This is a genomic window from Bacillus sp. TH17 (assembly GCF_016651125.1).
Taxonomy (GTDB): domain Bacteria; phylum Bacillota; class Bacilli; order Bacillales; family Bacillaceae_G; genus Bacillus_A; species Bacillus_A mycoides.
Genome location: NZ_JAEKEN010000001.1, coordinates 3,300,300 through 3,326,897 on the forward strand (window position 1 = coordinate 3,300,300; position 26,598 = coordinate 3,326,897).

Genomic DNA, 26,598 nt, shown 5'->3' on the forward strand with positions numbered 1-26,598 from the left:
TTACGATTCTACAATTCTTCAACAATTATGTTGTGGTTCGTATAAACACAAATATCGCCTGCAATTTCTAAACTGGCCTTCGCAATTTGTTTCGCTGTTAAATGTTCACTTGCATGTTGCTTTAAAGCACGACCAGCAGCAAGTGCATAATGTCCGCCTGAACCAATTGCTAAAATACCATCATCTGGTTCAATCACTTCTCCTGTACCTGAAACAAGGAGCATCGTTGTTTTATCCATGACAATGAGCATTGCTTCTAGCTGACGTAGCATTTTATCACCACGCCATTGTTTCGCCATCTCAACTGCAGCGCGCTGCAAGTTGCCATTATACTCTTCTAATTTCCCTTCAAACATTTCAAAAAGAGTAAATGCATCAGCAACTGATCCTGCAAAACCAGCTAAAACTTTCCCTTGGAAAAGTTTGCGAACTTTGCGAGCTGTATGTTTCATTACAACAGCATTTCCCATCGTTACCTGACCATCTCCAGCCATTGCACATTCTCCATTATGATGAACTGCAAATATCGTTGTAGCGTGGAAATTTCCCATAGAAAAAACTCCTTTATATGTTTTTATAGCCTTAAAAGCAATTTATGCCCGCGGGTGATGCTTCATGTACACAGAACGCAATCTTTCTTTAGAGACATGCGTATAAATTTGTGTGGTTGACAAATTCTCATGACCTAATAGCTCCTGCACAGTACGTAAATCCGCTCCTTCATCCAACATATGTGTAGCAAATGTATGCCTTAACATATGGGGACTTATCCGCATTGTAAGTGAAGCTTTCTTAATGAGTTCGTTCAAAACATAACGTACACCCTGATCTGTTAACGGCTTACCTTTCGCATTTAAAAATACCATATGAGATTGTTCTTCAGTCTTTTGAGCTAACTGTTTTCTCCCGTTCTCTATATAAGTAATTAAAGCATCTTGTGCATAGCTTCCGAACGGAATATATCTTTGTTTTTTCCCTTTTCCCATCACTAAAATTGTTCCCACTGCAAAGTCAATGTCGGTAAGTTGCAAATTAACGCATTCGCTTACACGAATCCCAGTTGCATACATCAACTCTAATAAAGCTTGATTCCTTTGACCTAATGGTGCCCCTGTATCAGAAACTTCAAACAATCCCTCTAACTCTTCAGCATATAAAAACTTTGGGATTGACAATTCTTTCTTGGGAAGTGACGCAAGTGCAAACGGATTATCTTTTTGATAACCTTCACGCATCAAAAAACGATATAAACTTCGTAAGCTTGATACTTTCCTTGCGACAGATTTACGGGCTAACTTCTGATCGTGCAACGTCGTCAAGTATAAACGAACATCCGCGTATGTAACATCTAAAAAAGAGGATATGCCTTCTCGCTCCATAAATTGCACAAAATGTTCTAAATCATTTTGATAACTTGCAATTGTATATTTTGAATAATTTCTTTCAATTTGTAAATATCCAACGAATAATTGTAACAATTTCTTCACATTCACATCCATATAATTCACCTCAATAAAGGCTACTAAATCTTATCACAACTTAGTAGCCTTTGCAAGAAATTTAATTAAATATTTACAAAATTTTGAATTGTTTCCAAAGCGCGTGTAGCATATGCTTCATTTCGCTCTTGTTTCTTTTTAATTTTCTTCTCTAACGGTGTAAATAAACCGAAGTTTGCATTCATTGGCTGGAAGTTTTTCGCATTTGTCGCAGTAATATAATTTGCCATACTTCCCATTGCAGTTACAGGTGGTAATACAACTGGCTCTTCACCTTTTACAAGTCGAGCAGCGTTAATACCCGCTAATAATCCTGATGCTGCTGATTCAACATAACCCTCTACACCAGTCATTTGACCAGCGAAGAATAAATCATCACGTTGTTTATATTGATATGTTGGACGAAGTAAATTAGGCGAATTAATAAACGTATTACGATGCATTACACCATAACGTACAATCTCTGCGTTTTCTAGTCCTGGAATTAGCTGTAACACTTCTTTTTGTGGCCCCCACTTTAAATGTGTTTGGAAGCCTACAATATTATATAATGTTCCTGCTGCATCATCTTGACGTAATTGAACAACCGCATACGGTGTTTTCCCTGTTTTCGGATCTTCTAACCCAACAGGCTTCATCGGTCCAAATACTAACGTCTGTCTTCCTCTACTTGCCATAACTTCTACTGGCATACAACCTTCAAAGAAAATTTCTTTTTCAAATTCTTTTAAAGGCACTGTCTCAGCAGCAATTAAAGCCTCATAAAAACGATCAAACTCTTCTTCTGTCATTGGACAGTTTAAATATGCCGCTTCACCTTTATCATAACGGGATTTTAAATATACTTTATTCATGTCAATGCTGTCTTTCTCAACGATTGGCGCTGCAGCATCATAGAAATAAAAATAATCTTCACCTGTTAGTTTTTTTAATTGTGCAGAAAGATCCGGAGACGTAAGTGGACCTGTCGCGATAACAGTTGGTCCCTCTGGAATTTCAGTGATTTCCTCATTCATTACAGTTACGTTCGGATGATTTTTCACATATTCAGTCACTTTCGCCGCGAATTCATGACGGTCTACAGCTAAAGCACCTCCTGCTGGTACAGAGCACTCATCAGCTGCACGAATAATGACAGAATCCATTAGACGCATTTCTTCTTTAATAACACCAACAGCATTTGTCAATGTGTTTGCGCGAAGTGAGTTACTACATACTAATTCAGCAAATTTATCTGTATGATGAGCTGGTGTTTGCCTTACTGGTCTCATTTCATATAATTTTACTTGGACACCACGCTTTGCAATTTGGTAAGCTGCTTCGCTTCCTGCAAGACCTGCGCCAATGACGTTTACTACTTGTGTTGTCATATATATCACCTTTCCTTTTCTTCCCGAAAAAAATGTGAGCAGTTACGCTCACATTTGTTGTTCTTCTTCATAATCACACGAAATACATTGTACTTGCACGCCTTTTTTTAACTTTTTCTCTACGAGCATACCTTCACACTTCGGACATTTACGACCAATCGGCTTATCCCAAGATACAAAGTCACATTCTGGATACGTACCGCATCCGTAGAAAAGGCGTTTCTTTTTATTACTACGGCGTTCAATAATTTGCCCTTTATCACACTTCGGACAAGTAACACCGATTTCTTTTACAATCGGTTTTGTATTACGACATTCCGGGAAATTTGAACAAGCCATAAACTTCCCATATTTACCCATTTTAAAGACCATCGGGTGACTACATAATTCACAGTCTTCCCCAGCTGGTTCATCTTTAATTTCCACTTCACGCATTTCTTTTTCCGCTTTTTCTAAGCGCGGTTCAAATCCTACGTAGAAATCATCAACAATTTTCACCCAATTTGCATTTCCTTCTTCTACTTCATCAAGGCTTTGCTCCATATTGGCAGTAAATTCAATGTTAATAATTTCTGGGAAAAACTCTAAAATAAGTTCGATTACTATTCCACCAAGCTCAGTCGGAACGAAGCGTTTATTATCTAAAGCAACGTATCCTCGTTTTTGGATTGTTTCAAGTGTCGGTACATAAGTAGACGGTCTCCCAATTCCAAGCTCTTCAAGTGTTCTTACTAGACGAGCCTCTGTGTAACGCGGCGGAGGCTGTGTGTAATGTTGCTTTGGTTCTATATCTTTTGAAAATACAGTTTCACCTACTTCTAACGGTGGCAACATCTTATCCTTTTCTTCCGCACCATCATCTTTCGACTCTACGTACACTTTCATAAATCCTGGGAACTTTACAACTGATCCACTTGCACGGAACTGAACATTGTTATTAATGAGTTTCCCTGTAACAGTATCCATTATAGCAGATGCCATTTGACTTGCAACAAATCGCTCCCAAATCAGTTTATACAAACGGAGTTGATCACGACTTAAGAAACTTTTTAGTTCCTCTGGCTTTCTCATTACCGAAGTAGGACGAATCGCCTCATGCGCATCTTGTGCTTTCGACTTTTTCGTTTCTTTCCTCTTCTCTGTTCCTATGTATTCCGCACCAAACGCCTCAGTAATGTAATCACGAGCCTCTGTTTGAGCTGTTTCTGAGATACGTGTTGAATCAGTTCTCATATACGTAATAAGACCTACAGTCCCTTGTTTTCCAAGATCTATCCCTTCATACAGTTGCTGTGCAAGCATCATTGTTTTCTTTGCTCGCATATTTAACTTACGCGCTGCTTCTTGTTGCAAGGAAGATGTTGTAAACGGTAATGCAGGGTTACGCTTTCGCTCTTTTCGCGTTACATTTTCAACCGAAAACGCATTGTCTTTCATCTTTTCGATTATTTCGTTCACTTGTGCTTCGTTCGTTAATTGAACTTTTTCACCATCTACACCGTAAAAGCTTGCTTCAAATGTGTCTTTCCCTTTCACAAATTCTGTTTTAATTGTCCAGAATTCTTCAGGTTCAAAACTTTGAATTTCTTTTTCACGTTCGATGATTAAACGAACTGCTACAGATTGTACGCGTCCTGCACTTAATCCTTTTTTTACTTTCTTCCATAATAAAGGACTAATATTGTAACCAACAAGACGATCGAGTATACGCCTTGCCTGTTGTGCATCTACTAAATCCATATTAATTGCACGAGGATATTTAAATGATTCTTTTATTGCATCTTTTGTAATCTCATTAAATACAACTCGGCAATCTGATTCAACGTCCACATTTAACGTATTTGCTAAATGCCAAGCAATTGCTTCTCCTTCACGATCCGGATCGGCCGCGAGATAGACTTTCTTTGCTTTTTTTGCCGCTGATTTTAAATCTTTTAAAACGGGACCCTTACCACGAATGGTAATATACTTCGGGGTGAAGTTATTCTTTACTTCTATCCCCATTTGGCTTTTAGGTAAATCGCGGACATGTCCCATGGACGCGACGACTTTGTATTTTTTCCCTAAATATTTTTCAATGGTCTTCGCCTTAGAAGGCGACTCCACGATTACGAGGTAATCTGACATGCTAGTGCCTCCTTAAGAGGTGGATTCAAGTCTTCATCAATCTTATTGATTTCTCTTGTTTTTGTCAATCAAGAATGAATATACCATACAGCGACAATCTACCATTTGTCAATAATTGTTTAATAAAAACATAAAAATATATGGTTAATTTAAAATTTCTCCAAGGATATCCTCCGCATTTCTTACTAGCTTTGCGCCTTGTTGAATTAGATGATTCGTTCCCGCTGCACTCTCTATAAATATAGGTCCAGGAAGCGCAAACACCTCTCTATTTTGTTCTAGCGCAAGGTCTGCAGTAATAAGGGATCCACTTCTCGTTTTTGCTTCTACAACTAAAACACCTTTACTTATACCGCTAATAATTCGATTTCTTTTTGGGAAATACCATTTTTTCGGCACATAATGGGGCGGATACTCTGTCAATAATAATATATAATCTTTCCACGTGTCATATAAACCTCTATTCTCCTTTGGATACATATAAGATAATCCATGTCCTAATATTGCAATGGTCGGGCAATGCTGCCTTACTGTAACTTCATGAGCAATTGTATCTATCCCTCTTGCAAACCCACTAACAATAAGCCATTCTTTTTCAAGTAAAGGTTGTAAAATAAACTTCATACTCTCCTTTCCATATAAAGACGGTTCTCTCGTTCCAACAATCGCTAATTTATTTACTTTATTTAGAAAATCTCTTTCTCCTTTTCCGTATAAAACAAAAGGGGGATCTTGTATTTCTCGCAGTAATTGTGGATAGTCCTTATCCCATATTGTTATATAAAATATTCTCTTTTTTCTAACTGGGATACATATTGTTGGAGATTTGAAATTTGAAGAAAATTTACTAGTTCTAAAGATTTTTTCGAGGATATTCCAGCGTAATATTCAAATTGTTTCGGACTAAAAGTGTATATTCCCTTCAGTTCTGGATCAACATATAGTAGTCTCTCCATTGCCTTCCAATGATCCGCCAACATGTAATGAAGGTGCAATAAACGTTCTCTTTTCATCTCAATTCTCCTTACCCATAATTTTTATTATGTAAACAAAAAATGTGTAAAAAGACACCCTCTAATAAGAAGGTGTCTTTCAAAAAGATTAGTAGTTTTTACAAGTCTCAAATAATCCCTTTTCTTTTAAAACAGAGATTAATGTTTCACCCATAACAGCTGGTGTTTCCGCTACTTTAATACCACAAGCTTCCATTGTTTTAATCTTTTCAGCAGCAGTTCCTTTGCCGCCAGAAATGATCGCCCCAGCATGACCCATACGTTTGCCTTCAGGCGCTGTTTGACCACCAATGAAGCCTACAACTGGTTTTGTCATATTAGCTTGTACCCATTCTGCTGCTTCTTCTTCTGCCATACCGCCGATTTCACCAATCATAATTACAGCATGCGTTTCTTCATCTTCATTAAATGCTTTTAACGCATCAATAAAGTCCGTACCGTTAACAGGGTCTCCCCCGATACCTACAGCAGTAGATTGACCAATACCTTCTTGCGTTAACTGATGTACAGCTTCATACGTTAATGTACCAGAGCGAGATACGATACCAACATGACCTTTTTTGTGAATATATCCTGGCATAATACCAATTTTACATTCGTCAGGTGTAATGACACCAGGGCAGTTTGGTCCAAGTAAACGTGTATGTTTACCCGCCATATATCTCTTTACATTTACCATATCTAATACAGGGATTCCTTCAGTAATACATACTACTAAATCAACCTTTGCATCAACAGCTTCCATAATTGCATCAGCCGCAAAAGCGGGTGGAACGTATACAACTGAAGCGTTTGCGCCTGTTGCTTTCACAGCATCTTCTACTGTATCAAATACTGGTACGCCTTCAATATCAGTGCCACCTTTACCTGGTGTTACACCACCTACAATTTTCGTACCGTATTCAATCATTTGCTTTGTATGGAATAACCCTTGAGAACCTGTAATACCTTGAACAATAACTTTTGTATCTTTATTAACTAATACGCTCATTTTTCTCCCCCGCTTTCTATTAGCCCACTAGTGAAACAATTTTTTGTGCACCGTCTGCCATAGATTCTGCTGCAACAATATTTAAACCAGACTCATTTAAAATTTTCTTTCCTAGCTCTACGTTTGTACCTTCAAGACGTACAACTAAAGGCAACTCAAGGCCTACCTGCTTCGTCGCTTCAATAACACCTTCTGCGATAACATCACACTTCATAATGCCACCAAAAATGTTAACGAAGATACCCTTTACATTTTTGTCAGAAAGGATAATTTTGAATGCTTCTGTAACTTTTTCAGCTGTTGCGCCGCCACCAACATCTAAGAAGTTAGCCGGGTCACCATGGTAATGTTTAATGATATCCATTGTAGCCATTGCTAAACCTGCACCATTAACCATACAACCGATATTTCCATCTAAAGGAATGTAGTTTAAATCATATTTAGAAGCTTCAATTTCTTTTGAATCTTCTTCTTCAAGATCACGAAGTTCTAAAATGTCTTTATTGCGATATAACGCATTAGAATCAAAGTTTAATTTTGCATCTAACGCCATAACTTTACCGTCACCTGTTGTAACAAGTGGATTAATCTCAGCGATAGAGCAATCTTTTTCGATAAACGCACTGTATAAGCCCATCATAAACTTCACAGCTTGTCCTACAAGTTCTTTTGGAATATTGATGTTAAACGCGATTCTACGCGCTTGGAAACCTTGTAAACCTACTGCTGGATCAATATATTCTTTAAAGATTTTTTCAGGCGTTTTTTCTGCTACTTCTTCAATTTCTGTTCCACCTTCTTCAGATGCCATTAAAACAACTTGAGAAGTTGCACGATCTAATACAAGACCTACATAATATTCTTTTTTAATATCGCAACCTTCTTCGATAAGTAAGCGTTTTACTTCCTTACCTTCAGGACCTGTTTGATGCGTCACAAGTGTAGTTCCTAAAATGCTTTCTGCATATGTACGAACTTCTTCTAAATTTTTCGCAACTTTTACACCGCCAGCTTTGCCGCGTCCACCAGCGTGAATTTGCGCTTTAACTACACATACTTCCGTTCCTAATTCTTTCGCTGCTTCTACAGCTTCTTCTACTGTAAATGCAACCTTCCCGTTCGGAACGCTAACCCCATAGCTTCTAAGGACTGCCTTACCTTGGTACTCATGGATATTCATGGTCCCATCCTCCCCTGTTTTCCTGTTTTACTCGAAAAGTTTTTTAATGTTTAAAAAACATTACATTGCCATTGTATAAGATGATTGGCACGCTGTCTACAATAAAGTGTCAGAAAACTGAAATCGCTTTATTCTTTTTCGAAAATAATAATGTTTATATACCAAAATAAAAAATAAGCTGTGAATATACAGCTTATTTTTGAATCATATCTTTAATTGGCGCGAATGATTTTCGATGTTCTTCTAATACTCCATGTACTTCAATCGCTTCTAAATGCTGTTTCGTCCCATATCCCATATGTTGTTCGAATCCATATGCAGGATACTTTCCTCCTAACTCTTTCATCATGCGATCTCTCGTCACTTTCGCAATAATAGATGCAGCTGAAATAGAGACACTTTTCGCATCACCTTTAATGATTGATGTTTGCGGAATTGATGTAGGAAGCTTCATCGCATCGATTAATAAATATTCTGGTGTACATGATAAATTAGCAACGGCATCTAACATCGCTTGCTTCGTCGCTTGATAAATATTTATTTCATCAATAACTTGTGGTGATATAATTCCAACCCCAATCGCAATTGCATGATCTTTAATTTCATCATAAAAACGCTCACGTTTCGCTTCACTTAATTTTTTCGAGTCATTTAATCCTGGAATATAAAAATCTTCTGGAAGGACGACTGCCGCCGTCACAACCGGTCCTGCTAACGGCCCACGACCCACTTCATCAATACCAGCAATGTATGTGAGCCCTTTTTCACGTAACTCATTTTCGTACTTTGACATTTCTAGAAATTTTTCTCTTTCTTTTTGCGCTAACTCTTTTTGTTTATACCACTTCAAAATTAGTTTTTGAACACCTTTTCGCTCATCTTTCACTAACATTTGAAAACGCTCGTCTTCTTCATTCATAATTTCTTGCAGCAAACATTCCGCTTCATGAATAGTCATTTTTTGCATCTATTTACACTCCTTTTAAACGTAACCAAAAAGAAAAGACGTACAAACGCACGTCTTATACTTCTTCTACTTTTTCCGCATCTTCTACCTGCTCTGCAAACTCTTCTGGTGTTTCAAACGTCATTTTTCCTAATCTTCCACCACGAAGCTCACGAAGTATAAGCTCAGATGTTTTATCATAATCAATCATTCCGCCGCCCATTAAGCAACCTCTATTTTTTCCAATTGCATCAAATAACTCCACAATTTCTTCTGGAATGTCATTTAAATTATATCGCTCTTTTAAACGTTCCGGATAATGTTTTTCCATAAAACGTAACGCATAAATAGCTACATCCTGTAGATTTAATATAGAATCTTTAATTGCACCAGTCGTCGCTAAACGAAGACCAACTAATTCATCTTCAAATTTAGGCCACAAAATACCTGGCGTATCTAATAATTCCATTTCTTTCCCAACTTTAATCCACTGCTGGGCCGTTGTCACACCAGGACGATCTCCTGTTTTTGCTATATTCTTCTTCGCTAATTTATTAATTAGTGTAGATTTACCAACGTTTGGAATACCTACAATTAAAGCACGAATTGCTCTTGGTCTAATGCCTTTAGCAACCATTTTATCGAATTTTTCTTTGACAAGAACTTTACAAGCTGCTGCAATTTCTTTCATACCTTGTCCAGCTTGCGCATTAATTGAAATTGCCTTTTGACCTCTTTCATCAAAATATGCAATCCACTGCTTTGTAAGACGATCATCCGCCATATCCGCTTTATTTAAAACAACAAGCCTTGGTTTATGTGTAATAATTTCATCAATCATTGGATTACGAGAAGATAAAGGTAATCGAGCATCTACAAGCTCAATTACAACATCAATTAACTTTAATTTTTCTGTTACTTGGCGTCTAGCCTTTGCCATATGTCCTGGGAACCATTGAATTACCATGTTGCCACCTTCTTTTTCTTTTATTTCACAATACGCGCATCTTTTAACGGCCAATATAGCATATTTGCTTTACCAATCACTTGGTCCATTGAAATTGTACCAATCGAACGGCTATCTTTACTAAAACGACGATTATCGCCTAAAACAAATAATTGACCTTCTGGAACAGTTTTCTTTCCTGTCATTTCTTCAAGAGTAAAATCATATGTAAGCGGTCCGTCAGCAAGTTGTTTTTTCTGCTTATCTAAATACGACTCCTCATAAGGTTTCCCGTTAACATATAGTTTATCATTACGGTATTCGATTTCGTCGCCTGGCAGGCCAATAATACGCTTAATATAATCTTTTTCTTCCGTCGCTCGGAATACAATAATATCAAAGCGTTTCGGATCACCTATGTGATAGCCAATTTTATTAACAATCATTCGATCACGGTCATGTAAAGTCGGCGACATCGATACACCGTCTACGAGAATTGGGGCAAAGAAAAACTGTCTAATTACGCCCGCTAATACAACAGCAATCAAAATTGCTTTGATCCATTCCCAAAGTGAGCTCTTCTCTTTCTTCATGCTTTCCCCTCCACTGTTATGTAAGCTGCTCGTATTATACCAAAATTTCATATAGATTGGAAAAAGGGAGCTTGTGTATTTACAAGCTCCCATACATGTCTTATCGAATTTCTTTAATACGTGCTTTTTTACCGCGAAGGTTACGTAAGTAGTATAACTTAGCACGACGTACTTTACCACGACGAAGTACTTCGATGTTCGCGATTCTTGGCGTGTGAACTGGGAATGTACGCTCAACACCTACACCGTAAGAAATCTTACGAACTGTGAATGTTTCACTGATTCCGCCACCACGACGTTTAATTACAACACCTTCGAAAAGCTGAATTCTTTCACGAGTTCCCTCAACTACTTTTACGTGTACACGTAAAGTGTCTCCAGGACGGAATGAAGGAAGGTCAGTTTTCAATTGGCCTTTTGTGATTTCTGTGATTAATTGTTGCATATTAAATTCTCTCCTTTAAACAGATGCTCTTATAAAGTCTTATTAAATTACAGCGGAACATCGTTAATACGGCTACTGATTTCAGTAGCACAAATGTTATAATAGCATATTGCTAGGACTGTTGCAATAGAAAATATATCAAGCCCTTATCGGTCTTCTTTAATCTGTTCCAGCCATTTCTCTTCTTGCTTAGATAATTCTCGTTCTTCCAGTAAATCCGGTCTACGTGTGTACGTACGACGTAGTGACTCTTTATGGCGCCATTCATCAATGTTTTTATGATTTCCTGACATTAGTACATCCGGTACCTTCATACCACGAAAATCAGCAGGACGTGTATAATGTGGGTGTTCTAACAAACCTGTGCTAAAAGAGTCTTCCACTTGTGACGTTTGATTCCCAAGCACTCCTGGCAAAAGACGTACAACACTGTCAGTGACTACCATAGAAGCCAATTCCCCACCCGTTAATACGTAATCCCCAATAGAAATCTCATCTGTTACAAGATGCTCACGAATTCGTTCATCGTATCCTTCATAATGGCCACATACAAAAATAACATGCTCTTCTCCAGCAAGCTCTTCTGCCTTCTTCTGCGTGAAACGCTCTCCTTGTGGACACATTAAGACGATTCTCGGCTTACGGTCTGTTTCCTTCGTTAACTCTTCTACTGCGTCAAAGATAGGCTGTGGGGTTAATACCATACCAGCGCCCCCACCATACGGATAATCATCTACACTATTATGCTTACTAGTTGTATACTCACGAAAATTGACAACACGAAGCTCTACCGCTTCTTTTTCTTGTGCTTTCTTTAAAATTGAAGAACCAAATACACCCGTAAACATATCTGGAAACAATGTTAAAATGTCAATTTTCATTATAGTAGCCCTTCCATTACATGAATGGTTACTAATTTATTTTCAATGTTAACTTGAAGTACAACGTCATCAATATAAGGAATTAACAAATCTTGACCCTTTGGACGTTTAATCACCCAAACGTCATTCGCACCAGGAGATAGAATCTCTTTGATTGTCCCTAACGCTTCTCCTTCTTCCGTTACAACGTTGCAACCAATAATTTCATGGTAGTAGTATTCACCTTCAGCTAGTTCGCCTAACTGCTCTTCTGGTACTTTTATTAAAGAACCTTTTAACTTCTCTACTTCATCTACATTGTTGTATCCTTCAAGTGTTAATAAATCAAATGTCTTATGTTGACGATGAGAAGTTACCTTCACTGTAAGATAGTCTGTACCTTTCTCATCCCATATGTATAACGTGTTCCCTACTTTATATCGCTCTTCTGGAAAATCAGTACGAGAAATAACACGAATTTCTCCTTTTACGCCATGAGTATTTACAATTTTCCCTACATTAAACCATTTTGTCATAAATAGTATGTCACCCCTGGTTTCTATATAAATTAAGCATTTCCATTTTATATATGGAACATGCAATTTCTCTTTAAATGTTAAAAAAGGGAGAGGAAATAACTCCTCGCCCTTTTTACGTTTATTGAATTTCCAGTGTGACGTTCTCATCATTATGATGTCCCACTGAATACAAGAGCATTCTAATCGCTTTCGCAACTTTCCCTTGCTTTCCAATGACTTTTCCAACATCCTCAGGATGTACAGTTAATCGATACTTTATTTCTCCGTTGCAAAGTTCCTGTGTAACTTTTACATCTCCAGGATGATCCACAAGAGGTTTAACAATTGTCTCGACTAACATTTTCATTGTCATTGCCTCAATTACTTACCTTGTTTAGATAAGTGGAATTTCTCCATGATACCTTGGTTAGAGAAAAGGTTACGAACTGTATCAGATGGTTTAGCACCATTTCCTAACCATTTTAATGCTGCTTCTTCGTTGATCTTAACTTCCGCTGGTTGAGCAACCGGATTGTAAGTACCGATTTCCTCAATGAAACGTCCGTCACGAGGAGAACGAGAATCTGCAACAACTACACGATAGAAAGGAGTTTTTTTAGCTCCCATACGTTTTAAACGAATTTTAACTGCCATTTATAAAGCACCTCCGAATTTATTTCACACAGATAATTATATTAGCAAAAAGACTATTGCTTTGTAAAGTATTTTTTCTTAACAGAGCCATCTTTTTTCCTTACATGAATGGAAACTTCAATCCACCTAGTCCTTTTTTCTTACCTTTTTGCATTCCCGTCATCGTCTTCATCATTTTTTTCATATCATCAAATTGCTTGATTAGACGATTGATTTCTTGTACCGTTGTACCGCTACCTTTGGCAATGCGCTTTTTACGACTAGCATTGATTATTTCCGGTTGTTCTCGTTCTACTTTAGTCATAGAACGAATAATTGCCTCAATATGCCCAATTTGTTTTTCATCAACTTGTGCATTTTTCAGCCCTTTAATTTTATTTGCACCAGGAAGCATTCCTAACAATTCGTCAAGCGGTCCAAGTTGACGCACTTGTCCAAGTTGTTCTAGGAAATCGTCAAGCGTAAACGAAAGCGTACGCATTTTTTGCTCAAGTTCTTTTGCTTTCTCTTCATCAACTGTAGCTTGCGCTTTTTCAATTAATGTTAAGACGTCGCCCATCCCTAAAATACGAGATGCCATACGTTCTGGATGGAACGCTTCAATTGCATCTAGTTTTTCACCCATACCAGCGAATTTAATTGGTGTATTTGTTACAGCCTTAATAGATAATGCCGCACCACCGCGCGTATCACCATCTAATTTCGTCAATACAACACCTGTTAATCCTAACTGTTCATGGAAACTTTGTGCTACATTTACCGCGTCTTGTCCTGTCATCGCATCGACAACAAGGAAAATTTCATCCGGTTTCGCAACTTCTTTGACTTTTGCTAATTCACCCATTAGTTCTTCATCAATATGCAGGCGACCCGCTGTATCGATTAAAACGTAATCGTGATGATCTTCTTTTGCTTTCGCAATCGCTTGTTTCGCAATTTCAACCGGACTTACTTGATCTCCTAAGGAGAAAACAGGCATGTCCAATTGCTTCCCTAATGTTTCAAGCTGTTTAATCGCTGCTGGACGGTAAATATCCGCTGCAACAAGCATCGGTTTACGATTATGCTTTTTACGAAGCAAATTTGCAAGCTTACCTGTCGTCGTTGTTTTACCCGCACCTTGCAGACCAACCATCATTATAACAGTAGGTGGCTTATTAGCAACAGCAATTTTGCTTTGCTCTCCGCCCATAAGTTCTGTAAGTTCTTCCTGTACGATTTTAATTACTTGTTGTCCAGGTGTCAAACTTTTCATTACATCTTGTCCGACAGCACGCTCAGACACACGCTTTATAAAATCTTTTACTACTTTAAAGTTAACATCCGCTTCTAAAAGAGCTAGACGAACTTCTCTCATCATTTCTTTTACATCGGCTTCAGAAACTTTTCCTTTGCCGCGGATTTTTTGCATTGTCTGTTGAAGTCGGTCGGCTAATCCTTCAAATGCCATATTGCCGCCCTCCTAATCTAATTTTTCGATAGCTTCAACAACTTGTTTCATTTCTTCATTCACATGCTCTTCTTCGCTGAGTAGCTGTTTTAGCTTTGCAACAAGTCGCTGTCGCTCTTGAAACTTTTGAAGTAATACTAATTTATCTTCATATTCTTCAAGCATCGCTTCAGTCCGTTTAATGTTATCATACACGGCTTGGCGACTTACATCAAATTCTTCCGCAATTTCACCAAGAGATAAATCATCTAGATAATAAAGCGACATATAACTTCTTTGTTTTTGCGTTAACAACGATTGATAAAAATCAAATAAATAGTTCATTCTCGTTGTTTTCTCGAGCATGTTGGATCATCCTTTGTTAAGTGATTTCCCTTTACATGACTTAGTTTACATGGAGTATAAAAGAGTGTCAAGTTTTTTTCTTAACATCACATATTTTTATAAAAAAAGAAGCGGAAATACCGCTTCTTTCACTTTCACTTACACTTCTTCTGTTTCTACTACGTTCGCAAACAAACCATAAACATATTGTTCTGGATCAAACTGTTGCAGATCATCCATTTGCTCTCCTAGCCCAACAAATTTCACCGGAACATCCATTTCGTTACGAATCGCTAAGACGATACCACCTTTAGCAGTTCCATCTAACTTCGTTAAAACAATACCAGTAACATTCGTTGCTTCACGGAATGTTTTCGCTTGGCTTAAACCATTTTGCCCTGTTGTTGCATCAATAACAAGTAATACTTCATGAGGAGCCCCTGGTACTTCACGCTCAATTACGCGCTTCACTTTCTCTAACTCATTCATTAAGTTTACTTTATTTTGTAAGCGTCCCGCTGTATCACATAGCAATACATCCACTTTACGGGCCTTTGCCGCTTGTACAGCATCATACATAACAGCCGCTGGATCAGATCCTGACCCTTGTTTAATTACTTCTACACCAACACGATCGCCCCATACTTCTAATTGCTCAATCGCCCCAGCACGGAATGTATCTCCTGCCGCCAATAGGACAGACTTACCTTCTGATTTAAATTTATGTGCAAGCTTACCAATCGTCGTCGTTTTCCCCACACCATTCACACCAACAAATAAAACTACTGTTAATTGATCCTCTTGTATATTAACTTCATTACTAAAATCGCTGTCACCTTTGTAAATGCCCACTAGCTTTTCAGAAATAACAGCCTGTACTTCTTTCGGATCTTGAATGTTACGACGTTGCACTTCTTCTTTCAACTGATCAATTAATTCCATCACTGTCGAAACTCCGACATCCGCACTAATTAAAATTTCTTCTAATTCTTCAAAGAAATCTTCGTCTATTTTGCGGTAACGGTACACTAAGTCATTTACTTTATCAGCAAATGAATTTCTCGTTTTTTCTAATCCTTGTTTAAACTTCTCTGTTACCGTATCCGTTTGTTTTGAAATTTTTTCTTTTAATTTTTTTAAAAAGCTCATACTTCCCATCCTTCCTATCTACTTGCAACAAGTTCTTCGCCATCATCTAAACGAACAGAAACAAGCTTCGACACCCCTGATTCTTGCATTGTTACACCGTACAATACATCAGACTCTTCCATTGTACCTTTTCGGTGTGTAATTACAATAAACTGCGTTTCATCACTAAATTTCTTTAAATACTGCGCAAAACGAGCAACGTTTGCCTCATCAAGAGCTGCTTCCACTTCATCTAGAACACAGAATGGAACTGGGCGTACTTTTAAAATACCAAATAAGAGCGCAATTGCCGTTAAAGCACGCTCTCCCCCTGAAAGTAAACCTAAATTTTGTAGTTTCTTCCCTGGTGGTTGCGCTACAATATCAATACCCGTATTTAGTAAATCTTCTGGGTTTGTCATTACTAAATCCGCTCTTCCACCTCCGAATAATTCAGAGAATACAGATTGAAACTCTGTTCGAATCCCTTCGAACGTAGTAGAAAAGCGTTTTTTCATCTCTTCATCCATTTCCGTAATAAGTTGATGCAATGTCGATTTCGCTTCTTCTAGGTCATCTCTTTGCTCTAATAAGAATGTATGGCGCTCTGCTACACGTTCATATTCATCAATTGCCCCTAAATTTACTGCGCCTAACTCTTCAATGGATAGTTTAATTAGTTTCACCTTTTTACGTGCATCTTCTGCAGGCATCATCATTGTATACTTAAGTTTTGCTGCTTCAAATGAAATAGTATATGTTTCACGTAAATGTTGCAATCTATTTTCCAGCTCTACATCAAGTCGGTTAATTTTCACTTCTTGATCTTTCAGCATCTCAAGAATATATTTATGTTTACCTATTGTTCCTTTCACACCGCGCTCTAACTGCTCGACTCTTTCTTGCAATGATACGCGTTGTTCACGACGAGAACGAATTAACTCCGAAGTTTGATTACGATCATACGCTTTCTTCTCAATCATATTCGTAATTTGTTCTTCGCCACTTGAATTAGATGTCATCTCTTGCTTTAAGAACGCTAAATCTTCTTTCGTTTTTACAAGCGTCGCATCAGTCTCTTCCTTTTCCTTCGTCAAACGTTCGACTTTTTCTTTTTGATTAGACAAACGTTGTTGTTGTTCAGCAGCTTGTACTTTTAGCTCCGTCATTTCCTTCTGAACTTTTTCTTTTGAAGAATATTGTTCACTTTTTTGTTTCGTTAAAACGACGATTTTGCTATCTAATTCCCCAATCTCAACTTGAAGAATCGCTAAAATCTTTTCTAACTCTTCTTTGCGCCCTTGCATTTTTACTTGATCTTGTAAAAATCCTTCAATCTCTAAATCGTAAATCGATAAACGATCATTAATACGATGTTCATCTAATTCTAAACGATTAATTTCTTCTCTTAGCTTCTGTTCATCTACACGTTCGGTCTCTACACCTTGGCGTAGCTCTCGTATTTGTACTTCTTTTTCTTGAATCTCTTGCTTTACTGCTTTAACAAAGTTTTCTAGCTTTGTTGTTTTTTCTTCCATGTCAGTTAGTTTTTTAGTCCACTCTTCAAGTTCACGTTGACGTCCCAATAAAGAGGATTTCGCCTGTTTTACAGCTCCACCCGTCATAGAACCACCCGGGTTCACTACGTCACCTTCGAGTGTTACAATACGATAGCGGTATTGCAGTTGTTTCGCTAACTCATTTGCTCCGCGTAAATCTTTCGCAACAACAACTGTACCTAATAAACTTGAAACTACATTCTCATATTTATTATTGTACTGCACAAGTTCTGCCGCTACACCGACAAACGATGGATGCTGGTTCACAATGCGTAATTGATCAAATGATAGCGATCGGCTTTTAATAACAGCTTGAGGTAAAAACGTTGCACGGCCATGTTTATTTTGCTTTAAAAATGCAATTGCATTACGAGCATGCTCTTCTGTTTGTACTACGATATGTTGCATCGCTGCCCCAAGGGCGATTTCCATTGCGATTTCATATTCTTTCGGCACAGTCAGAAGTTCTGCAACAGCTCCCTCAATACCTTGTAGTCTATTTTCTCTAGCCTTTAATACTTCACGTACCCCTTGATAGAAGCCAGAGTAGTCCTCTTGCATCTCTTCTAACATTTCTTTACGAGAGCGCGCCTGTTGCACAAATTGATACGCTTGATACAGTTTCGTTTCATTTTCACTATACTGTGACTTACATTTCCCAAGTGCCGTTTCTGTCTTCTGTATGTTAGAAATAATGCCAGCTATTTTCTCTCTCGCTTGCTCATAACTGTCTACAAGTTTCGCCTTTTTCGCTGTAATTTCCACACGCATCTGTACATACTTTTCATTTTCTTCATCAAGTCGTTCGTTTTTAGAGTTTTGCTGTTTTGATTGTTCTTCAATCATAGATAATTCATTACGAAGACTTGCTTGTTGATTTAAAAGTTCAATATAGTCACCTTTTAAATTCTCAATTTGTTCCTCTAAATTCTCAGCAAAAGTCGCAAGTAATTGCTCGTTATCATGCAATTTCTTCTCCAATTCTTTTACTTGATTCACAAATTGCATTAAAGCTTCTGTACTTGTTTCAATTTCGCCATCATAACTTGTAGTTTTCTCTGTTAACTCAACAATTAGCTTTTCAAGCTGCGCACAATGTGTCGTTGCATTTTGCTTTCTTTCCTTTAACAGCTCGCGTTGCCCTTCTAGTTTTTCTAGTTCTTTACTAGACAGAAGTAGAACTTCTTGTAAGGAATTTACAGATTCATCAACGGCTTGTAATTGCCCGCGTAATTCCTCAAGCTCTTCTTCACTTTTTTGTAAGTTCGCCGACATTTTAGCTTCTTCATCTTTATTATGCCCAAATTGATTTCGAAGCGCTTCCCACTTTTCATGTAATTCTTCAATTTCATGTACAATAAGCGCAGCTTCTACTTTCTCTAATTCTTCTTTTTTCTCAAGATAATCTTTCGCAATAGAAGCTTGTCTTTCTAGTGGTTCTACTTGACTACTTAATTCGTGAATAATATCTTGTACACGATTTAAGTTTTCTTGTGTTTCCGCCAATTTCCCTTCAGCTTTCTTTTTACGAAGTTTATATTTCAGCACACCCGCAGCTTCTTCAAATACACCACGACGTTCTTCTGATTTACTACTCAAAATCTCTTCGACTTTCCCCTGGCTAATAATCGAAAAAGCTTCCCTTCCCATACCAGAGTCCATAAATAAATCAATAATATCTTTTAATCTACAAGATTGTTTATTAATATAAAAATCACTATCACCCGAACGAGATACACGACGCGTTACACACACCTCGTTATACTCAATCGGTAAGCGTTGGTCTTCATTATTTAAAGTTAATGTAACTTCAGCAACATTAACCGCTCTTCTCGTATCACTGCCGGCAAAAATAATATCCTCCATCTTTGCACCGCGTAATGACTTTGCAGATTGTTCACCAAGTACCCAGCGAATTGCATCAGTAATATTACTTTTCCCGCTCCCGTTAGGTCCTACTACAGAAGTTACACCTGGAACAAAATCGACAGATACACGCTCAGCAAAAGACTTAAATCCTGCTATTTCTAATCTTTTTAAAAACACGAAAGGCCTTCCTCCTATTCTCCGTTGTTGTAAACGTTGTCTGTACGAAAACAAACTACTATACGGATTTCCCACTCCTTTTATTTATAAATAAAAGGAAAGTTTCATTCTATGCATAAGGAATCCCCCTCATTCAAAGGGGGATTCCTCATGATTGTTCTTTTAATTTTTTCAATGCTTCTGCAGCAGCTTGTTGCTCTGCCTCTTTTTTTGACTTACCACTTCCAAGACCTAATGCCTCATTATTTAAAGTTACACGGGACACAAATTCTCGGTTATGGGCCGGTCCTTTTTCTTGCAAAATTTGATACTCAACATTGCCACTACCATCACGCTGAATCAATTCTTGCAATTGACTCTTATAATCCATCACATGAGAAAAAGCACCTTCATTAATTTTTGGATATACAACTTCTTTTAAGTAACCCCAAACTGTTTCTAGCCCTTGATCAAGATAAAGGGCACCAATAAACGCTTCAAAGACATCCGCTAATAAAGCTGGTCGTTCACGTCCACCCGTCATTTCCTCACCTTTCCCTAATAAAACAAGGCTACCAAATGACATTTCGTTTGCAAAACGAACAAGAGATGGCTCACATACAATAGCTGCACGTAGTTTTGTTAACTCTCCTTCGCTCATTGTCGGATATTTTTGAAACAGATACTGTGATACAGTGAGTTCCAATACAGCATCGCCAAGAAACTCAAGACGCTCATTGTCCTCATGCGGTTTTTTTCGATGCTCATTCACATACGATGAATGCGTAAACGCTTGAATCAATAATTTTTCATCTGTAAACGTAATACCTATCTCTTCTTGAAATACTTTAAAAGCTTCACGATATTTTGCTTCGTATTTTTTTTCTCTATGTTTTCGGTACGGCATAGGTCCCTCCAGATATAAGCCGAGAAGCCCCGTTAAAAAACGGGACTTCACTTAAGCATTATAGATGACTCTCTATGTAAGTCACAGCATCGCCAACAGTAGCAATCTTTTCAGCATCTTCATCAGAAATTTCCATTTCGAATTCATCTTCTAATTGCATTACAAGTTCTACTACATCTAGGGAGTCTGCGCCTAAATCTTCTTTGAAGCTTGCAGCTGGTACTACTTCAGTTTCTTCTACTCCTAAACGATCAACGACAATTTTGGTTACACGCTCTAAAACATCTGCCATTCTATTCACCTCCCCTCAAATATTATATAAAATATTGTCCAAAAAAACTAGGTGAAATCGATTCTTTTATTACATTACCATACCGCCATCAACATTTAACGTTTGACCTGTAACATATTTACTTTGATCAGAAGCAAAAAACGTTACAGTATTTGCGATATCTTGTGCTTCTCCAAACTGAGCTGCAGGAATTAATTTTAACATTTCGGCTTTTATATTTTCATCTAATACATCCGTCATATCAGTTGCAATAAACCCTGGAGCAATTGCATTTACAGTAATATTTCGGCTCGCTAATTCTTTTGCTGATGTTTTTGTTAATCCAATTACACCAGCTTTAGCAGCAACATAATTTGCTTGTCCTGGGTTTCCTGTTACACCAACAACAGAAGCGATATTAATAATACGTCCATGACGTTGACGCATCATATAGCGAGATACTGCTTTCGTACATAAGAAAACACCTTTTAAGTTTGTATTAATAACTGTATCCCATTCTTCTTCTTTCATACGCATTAATAAATTATCTTTTGTTACACCAGCGTTATTTACAAGAATATCAACTTGTCCAAACGTATCTACAGTTTGTTTCACCATTGCAGTAACATCATCAGCATTTGCAACATCTGCTCTTACTGCAATGGCATCTGAACCTAATTTCTTTATTTCATCAACTACTTCATTCGCCTTTTGCTCATTACCAGCATAATTTACTACAACATTTGCCCCTTGTTTCGCTAAATCAATAGCAATCGCACGACCAATCCCACGTGAAGCACCAGTTACTAATGCTACTTTCCCTTTTAACATCAGCTTTCTCCTCTCAAATTTGAAATGGTATCTTTTAATGTCTCTTCATCATATACCGCATATGCTTTCACTGAAGAATCAATCGACTTCATAAGACCAGCAAGTACTTTTCCAGGTCCGATTTCAATAAATGTATCTACCCCTTGATTCACCATATACTCAATAGATGGGTACCATAATACAGGCGAATAGAGCTGTTCAATTAGCTTTGCTTGAATATCTGTACCACACGTAATAACATCTGCCGTAACATTTGCAATAACAGGAATATTCGTGTCTTGAATTGTAATTTCATTTAAAACACTTTGAAATTTCTCAGCAGCTGGTTTCATAAGCGAGGAATGAAACGGTCCACTTACTTTGAGCGGAATTGCTCTTTTAGCACCATTTTCTTTCGCTCTTTGAGAAGCAAGTTCTACTCCTTGCTTTGTTCCAGAAATAACAATTTGCTTCGTACTATTCATATTAGCAATTTGTACTGCATATCCTTCACTTGTTACTTCTTCTGTAACTCGTTTCAGCATATCCGGATCCGCACCTAAAATAGCTGCCATTGCACCTTCCCCGCCTGGAACAGCTTCTTCCATATATTCCCCGCGTTTCCTTACAGCATATACAGCGTCTTCGAATGTTAATGCACCAGCAGCTACAAGAGCGCTATATTCACCTAAACTATGTCCTGCGACAAAATTAGGTGTAATATCATACTCCTTCAAAGCTGTTAAAATTGCAAAGCTCGTTGTTAATAGTGCCGGCTGCGCATTTGTTGTTAATGTTAACTTTTCTTGCGGTCCTTCAAAAATCACTTCTGAAAGAGAATCATGCAAAACCTCATCCGCTTTTGCAAACACTTTCGCAACCTCTTTATTATTCTCCGCTAACTGTCTACCCATTCCAACTGCCTGTGAACCTTGGCCCGGAAAAAGAAATGCTATTTTTCCCATTTCAAATCCTCCTCTTATTGAAGCGGCTCCTTCTCCATTACACTTGAAATTGTAGGAATTACTTCTTTCGCTACCATTTCTCTCGTTTGACGAATCGCACTAAATATCGATTGGTCATTAGAAGAACCATGAGCCTTAATGACAGGAGCTTTCAATCCAAACAACGCCGCTCCACCATACTCCGAATAATCCATTTTATCTTTCAATACCATAAGTTTTGGTTTTAATACCGCTGCTGCTAATTTGCTCGTAAACGAACTCATTAATTGTTCTTTTAACATAGAGAATAACGCAAGTGCTGTTCCTTCTAATGATTTTAGCGCTACATTACCCGTAAAACCATCACATACAACAACGTCTGCTACACCTTGCAATAAATCTCTTGATTCAACGTTTCCAACGAAATTAATTGGTGCATCCTTGAGCATAGCAAAGACTTGTTTTGAAAGCTCGTTTCCTTTACCATCCTCTGTTCCAACGTTTAAAAGTCCAACGCGTGGATTTTTAATTCCTCTTACCTTCTCTGCGTAAACAGAGCCCATTACTGCATATTGATATAAATGAATTGGTTTTGCATCAACGTTGGCTCCAACATCTAACATAACAAAACCTTCTCCATCAACAGTTGGCATTGTAGGTGATAAAGCTGGTCGTTCAATTCCTTCCATACGACCAACAACAAACAATCCAGCTGCCATCAAAGCTCCTGTACTACCTGCTGATATACAAGCATCCGCTACGCCGTCTTTTACTTGCTGCGCCGCTAGTACCATTGAAGCTTGTTTTTTTCGACGAACCGCTCTTACTGGTTCGTCTGTCGATTCAATTTTTTCGTCCGTATGAAGTATAGTAATTCGCTCTTCACTCGTTAAATATTGACGAATTCCCTCTTCTTTCCCTACTAACGTAATATGTAAATCTGAGTATTCCTTAATAGCTTTCATTGCTCCTAATACTACAGCCTTTGGTGCATGATCGCCGCCCATTGCATCTATTGCGATTTTCATAAGTTGTTACCTTCCTCACTATAATTACTAGATCGATACATTTCAAAAGTGCCTGTAAAGACAAGTTCTTCTCCAACAAAACTACGCACTTTGACAACCGTCCGTCCTTTATCATTCTCTACATCTTCAACACGTACTTTTGCAACAACACGCTCTCCTAATTTTACAGGACGAATATATCGAATGGTGGACTTTGCAGTTAAAGCTAATTCTTCATCAATAACCGCAACAGCTAGTGAGTTTGCTTGTGCAAACAAATGATGCCCACGAGCAATTTGATTTCTTTTAAATACATGTTCTACCTTTACTTCAAAGATAGAAATCGCATGTCTATCTAATTCTATATCAATAATTTCTCCGACAACCTCTTCTAACGGTAAAGATTTCACGTCTTCTTCATGTTGTTTTGTAGCCACATGCTTAATTCGTTCTCTTAATTCAGGAATAGATAATTCCATACGATCAAGACGAACAGTTTGTATGCTCACTTGAAATTTTTCCGCTAAATCTTCATCCGTTATAAAAGGATTCGTTTCTATTGTTTGTTGTAATAATTCTTGTCTTTCTTTTTTACTTCTTCTTTTTTTCATACCGCACCATCCATTTTTATGACTAGGTACTAAAAGTAGTATATAATCATTAAAAGTAGAATGCAACAAAAACTTTTGCAGACTACTTTTAATCGAGCTTCTCTCCCTGGAACACACCTGTCCCATCAAGATAAGTACGCAGCGAAGCATACTGATCATTATGCCAAAACGCTTCTGAATCAACTAGTATCGCCGCATCTTGTCTTGCTGTTTCTAACGCCCGATAATCATGTACCATATCAGCAACCTTAAATTCTGGTAGACCACTTTGCTTACTTCCAAAGAAATCCCCAGGACCTCGTAACTCTAAATCTTTTTCTGACAATACAAATCCATCATTTGTTTCAGTCATAATGCGCATTCTTTCTTTTCCCGTTTCTGATTTCGGGTCCGCAATTAATAAACAATATGATTGTTCACTACCACGCCCAACACGCCCCCTTAGCTGATGGAGCTGTGATAAACCGAAACGTTCCGCGTCATAAATAACCATAACAGTCGCATTTGGTACATTCACGCCTACTTCAACAACTGTTGTCGACACAAGAATTTGCACTTTATTTTCACTAAACTGTCCCATTATCTCTTCTTTTTCTTGAGATGATAGTCTCCCATGCATTAATCCAACTTGGCATTTCCCTTGATAATGATGAGTCAGCATACTATGTAAGTCGATAGCATTTTGTACATCAAGCTTCTCAGACTCTTCAATAAGAGGGCAAATAACATATGCCTGTCTTCCTTTTTTTATCTCTTTCTCCACAAAGCCGAGGACACGATCTAACATATCATGTTTTGCCCAGTACGTTTCGATTACCTTTCTACCAGCTGGCATTTCGTCGATAATAGAAACGTCCATCTCTCCAAATGCAGTGATAGCTAACGTACGCGGGATTGGGGTCGCCGTCATAAACAATACATCTGGACTTTCACCTTTCTCACGTAAAACCCGGCGCTGCGCCACACCAAATCGATGCTGTTCATCGGTAATAACGAGACCTAACCTATGAAATATAACTTCGTCTTGAATTAAAGCGTGCGTTCCAACAAGGATGTCTACTTCTCCCTGTTCTAATCTCGACAAAATTTCTCGACGTCTCGCACCTTTAACAGAACTTGTTAGCAATTCAACCTTCATACCGAAATGTGAAAACGTCTCCGCGAGCGACTGATAATGTTGCTCGGCTAAAATTTCTGTAGGAACCATCAAAGCACCTTGATAATGAGCCAATTTCGCCGCATAAAGAGCAATCGCAGCAACAACTGTTTTCCCAGAACCTACATCCCCTTGCAATAATCGATTCATTCGGTACGGAGATATCATATCTTTCATTATTTCATCTACAACCCGGCGTTGTGCACCAGTTAATGGAAACGGAAGCGCATCAGTAAACTCTTGCAATTCTACTAATGAAATTTCCTTTTTCGTCCCTTTCGAGTTTTCCCTTTCCATTTTCCGTAATGTTTGCATTTTCAACTGAAACAAGAAAAACTCCTCATATACAAAACGGCGACGCGCTTGCTTTAAGTCTTCCTGTCCCACTGGAAAATGTAACCCTCTGAGCGCTTCATAGCGTGATAATAATTTATATCGACTTAACAAACCATCTGGTAACACTTCGACTATAGAATCTCCATACTCCTTAAATGCTTGTGCAACAAACCGGCGCATCTGTTTTACTGTCAGTTTTCCTTTCACTGAATATACAGGTTCTACTTCTTGTTGTCGTACAACCGGTCCAAAATTCAGTTCTGATACAGCAATTGTTTGGCGATGCTGATCCCATTTACCAGTAATCGTTACCGTTTCATCTAAATTTAACTTTTGTTTATAGTATGGTCTATTAAAACATACAGCTGTAATTAAATAACGACCGACGAGAACACGAACTGTAAGACGTGACTTCTTCTTCCCATAATATTGCAGTAAAGGAGCACTATGAACTTTCCCCTCAACCGTTACACGCTCGTCATGCTTTACTTCAGCAAGATCTTTCATCGCATAGTCTTCATAGCGGTACGGAAAATGTTCTAATAGATGAGAAACTGTATAAATTCCCATCTCGTGTAACAACTCAGATGTTTCTCCTCCGATTCCCTTTACATCCGTAACAGGAACTTGTACAACTTCATTCAAGATTCTCACGCTCCGTCACATTATTTTCTTTGATTCATTCTATTGATTATCCATTATTATCATTGACATCTGTAATCGCTCTCTTTCACCTTATATATTCTATCATAGGCATTCTAAGAGAAACTACTCTAATCCCTCTATATAAAGTGAAACTATAATCAGTGGGCGCTTACGGGCAGTTAATCTCCCACTTAACTTCTTTGCTCCAGCCGAATATAGGGGGTGGAAGTTTTACTGCCCACAAATAGCGGGATAAAACAAAGTTGTACAATACGTAAGAAAA

Annotated in this window: 25 protein-coding genes and 1 pseudogene; all 26 read right to left on the reverse strand. The window is 38.0% G+C overall.

All coding sequences use genetic code 11. From position 1 onward, the window contains the following. Positions 1-8: 8 nt before the first annotated feature. The 26 genes and pseudogenes from hslV to recG all read right to left on the reverse strand — a co-directional run bounded on the left by hslV (position 9) and on the right by recG (position 26,315). Positions 9-551, reverse strand: coding sequence for an ATP-dependent protease proteolytic subunit HslV (hslV, locus tag JFT95_RS16715; protein ID WP_002014538.1), 543 nt, complete (start codon positions 549-551; stop codon positions 9-11). A gap of 42 nt (positions 552-593) precedes the next feature. Continuing rightward, on the reverse strand, positions 594-1,493 hold the full coding sequence (xerC, locus tag JFT95_RS16720) for a tyrosine recombinase XerC (protein ID WP_201053671.1): 900 nt from the start codon (positions 1,491-1,493) through the stop codon (positions 594-596). A gap of 71 nt (positions 1,494-1,564) precedes the next feature. Continuing rightward, complete coding sequence (gene trmFO, locus JFT95_RS16725; protein WP_002014534.1) at positions 1,565-2,869, reverse strand: FADH(2)-oxidizing methylenetetrahydrofolate--tRNA-(uracil(54)-C(5))-methyltransferase TrmFO; 1,305 nt, start codon at positions 2,867-2,869, stop codon at positions 1,565-1,567. 48 nt (positions 2,870-2,917) lie between these two features. Then, positions 2,918-4,996, reverse strand: a complete 2,079-nt coding sequence (gene topA / locus JFT95_RS16730; RefSeq protein ID WP_201052853.1) for a type I DNA topoisomerase — start codon at positions 4,994-4,996, stop codon at positions 2,918-2,920. 144 nt (positions 4,997-5,140) lie between these two features. Further along, a pseudogene (gene dprA, locus JFT95_RS16735) lies at positions 5,141-6,009 on the reverse strand (DNA-processing protein DprA). Between the two features lie 88 nt (positions 6,010-6,097). Next, entirely contained in the window at positions 6,098-7,000 is a 903-nt protein-coding gene (gene sucD, locus JFT95_RS16740) for a succinate--CoA ligase subunit alpha (RefSeq protein ID WP_201052855.1), read from the reverse strand. A gap of 19 nt (positions 7,001-7,019) precedes the next feature. Next, complete coding sequence (gene sucC, locus JFT95_RS16745; protein ID WP_002014529.1) at positions 7,020-8,180, reverse strand: ADP-forming succinate--CoA ligase subunit beta; 1,161 nt, start codon at positions 8,178-8,180, stop codon at positions 7,020-7,022. 193 nt (positions 8,181-8,373) lie between these two features. Continuing rightward, the gene (locus tag JFT95_RS16750; RefSeq protein WP_002142917.1) at positions 8,374-9,147 is read right to left on the reverse strand and encodes a ribonuclease HII; all 774 of its coding nucleotides are present in this window, start codon (positions 9,145-9,147) and stop codon (positions 8,374-8,376) included. A 55-nt stretch (positions 9,148-9,202) separates the two neighbouring features. Beyond that, on the reverse strand, positions 9,203-10,093 hold the full coding sequence (ylqF, locus tag JFT95_RS16755; protein ID WP_002014526.1) for a ribosome biogenesis GTPase YlqF: 891 nt from the start codon (positions 10,091-10,093) through the stop codon (positions 9,203-9,205). Between the two features lie 20 nt (positions 10,094-10,113). Continuing rightward, positions 10,114-10,665 carry a signal peptidase I gene (gene lepB / locus JFT95_RS16760; protein WP_201052857.1) on the reverse strand — a complete coding sequence of 184 codons (552 nt, stop codon included), beginning with the start codon at positions 10,663-10,665 and terminating at the stop codon, positions 10,114-10,116. A 100-nt stretch (positions 10,666-10,765) separates the two neighbouring features. Next, positions 10,766-11,110, reverse strand: a complete 345-nt coding sequence (rplS, locus tag JFT95_RS16765) for a 50S ribosomal protein L19 (protein ID WP_002014524.1) — start codon at positions 11,108-11,110, stop codon at positions 10,766-10,768. Positions 11,111-11,256: 146 nt separating this feature from the next. Then, positions 11,257-11,991, reverse strand: coding sequence for a tRNA (guanosine(37)-N1)-methyltransferase TrmD (gene trmD / locus JFT95_RS16770; RefSeq protein WP_002014522.1), 735 nt, complete (start codon positions 11,989-11,991; stop codon positions 11,257-11,259). Next, positions 11,991-12,506, reverse strand: coding sequence for a ribosome maturation factor RimM (gene rimM / locus JFT95_RS16775; protein WP_002014521.1), 516 nt, complete (start codon positions 12,504-12,506; stop codon positions 11,991-11,993). Before rimM ends, trmD begins: the two co-directional genes overlap by 1 nt. A gap of 121 nt (positions 12,507-12,627) precedes the next feature. Then, on the reverse strand, positions 12,628-12,855 hold the full coding sequence (locus JFT95_RS16780) for a KH domain-containing protein (protein ID WP_002088196.1): 228 nt from the start codon (positions 12,853-12,855) through the stop codon (positions 12,628-12,630). Between the two features lie 14 nt (positions 12,856-12,869). Beyond that, on the reverse strand, positions 12,870-13,142 hold the full coding sequence (gene rpsP / locus JFT95_RS16785) for a 30S ribosomal protein S16 (RefSeq protein WP_000268750.1): 273 nt from the start codon (positions 13,140-13,142) through the stop codon (positions 12,870-12,872). Between the two features lie 100 nt (positions 13,143-13,242). Further along, the gene (ffh, locus tag JFT95_RS16790) at positions 13,243-14,592 is read right to left on the reverse strand and encodes a signal recognition particle protein (RefSeq protein ID WP_002014519.1); all 1,350 of its coding nucleotides are present in this window, start codon (positions 14,590-14,592) and stop codon (positions 13,243-13,245) included. A 12-nt stretch (positions 14,593-14,604) separates the two neighbouring features. Next, positions 14,605-14,937: a putative DNA-binding protein gene (locus JFT95_RS16795; protein ID WP_002033794.1), complete on the reverse strand. Its 333-nt coding sequence runs from the start codon at positions 14,935-14,937 to the stop codon at positions 14,605-14,607. Between the two features lie 138 nt (positions 14,938-15,075). Then, entirely contained in the window at positions 15,076-16,065 is a 990-nt protein-coding gene (gene ftsY, locus JFT95_RS16800) for a signal recognition particle-docking protein FtsY (RefSeq protein ID WP_002088200.1), read from the reverse strand. 14 nt (positions 16,066-16,079) lie between these two features. Next, the gene (smc, locus tag JFT95_RS16805; protein ID WP_201052859.1) at positions 16,080-19,649 is read right to left on the reverse strand and encodes a chromosome segregation protein SMC; all 3,570 of its coding nucleotides are present in this window, start codon (positions 19,647-19,649) and stop codon (positions 16,080-16,082) included. Positions 19,650-19,797: 148 nt separating this feature from the next. Beyond that, positions 19,798-20,535: a ribonuclease III gene (gene rncS / locus JFT95_RS16810; protein WP_002033792.1), complete on the reverse strand. Its 738-nt coding sequence runs from the start codon at positions 20,533-20,535 to the stop codon at positions 19,798-19,800. Positions 20,536-20,593: 58 nt separating this feature from the next. Further along, on the reverse strand, positions 20,594-20,827 hold the full coding sequence (acpP, locus tag JFT95_RS16815; protein ID WP_002014515.1) for an acyl carrier protein: 234 nt from the start codon (positions 20,825-20,827) through the stop codon (positions 20,594-20,596). 69 nt (positions 20,828-20,896) lie between these two features. Continuing rightward, the gene (gene fabG, locus JFT95_RS16820) at positions 20,897-21,637 is read right to left on the reverse strand and encodes a 3-oxoacyl-[acyl-carrier-protein] reductase (protein WP_002014514.1); all 741 of its coding nucleotides are present in this window, start codon (positions 21,635-21,637) and stop codon (positions 20,897-20,899) included. Continuing rightward, on the reverse strand, positions 21,637-22,581 hold the full coding sequence (gene fabD, locus JFT95_RS16825) for an ACP S-malonyltransferase (RefSeq protein ID WP_088040046.1): 945 nt from the start codon (positions 22,579-22,581) through the stop codon (positions 21,637-21,639). The genes fabG and fabD overlap by 1 nt, the downstream gene beginning before the upstream one ends. A gap of 14 nt (positions 22,582-22,595) precedes the next feature. Beyond that, positions 22,596-23,588 carry a phosphate acyltransferase PlsX gene (gene plsX, locus JFT95_RS16830; protein WP_002128828.1) on the reverse strand — a complete coding sequence of 331 codons (993 nt, stop codon included), beginning with the start codon at positions 23,586-23,588 and terminating at the stop codon, positions 22,596-22,598. After that, the gene (gene fapR / locus JFT95_RS16835) at positions 23,585-24,178 is read right to left on the reverse strand and encodes a transcription factor FapR (protein ID WP_000747354.1); all 594 of its coding nucleotides are present in this window, start codon (positions 24,176-24,178) and stop codon (positions 23,585-23,587) included. The genes plsX and fapR overlap by 4 nt, the downstream gene beginning before the upstream one ends. 88 nt (positions 24,179-24,266) lie before the next feature. Further along, on the reverse strand, positions 24,267-26,315 hold the full coding sequence (gene recG / locus JFT95_RS16840; RefSeq protein WP_002014510.1) for an ATP-dependent DNA helicase RecG: 2,049 nt from the start codon (positions 26,313-26,315) through the stop codon (positions 24,267-24,269). Positions 26,316-26,598 lie beyond the last annotated feature (283 nt).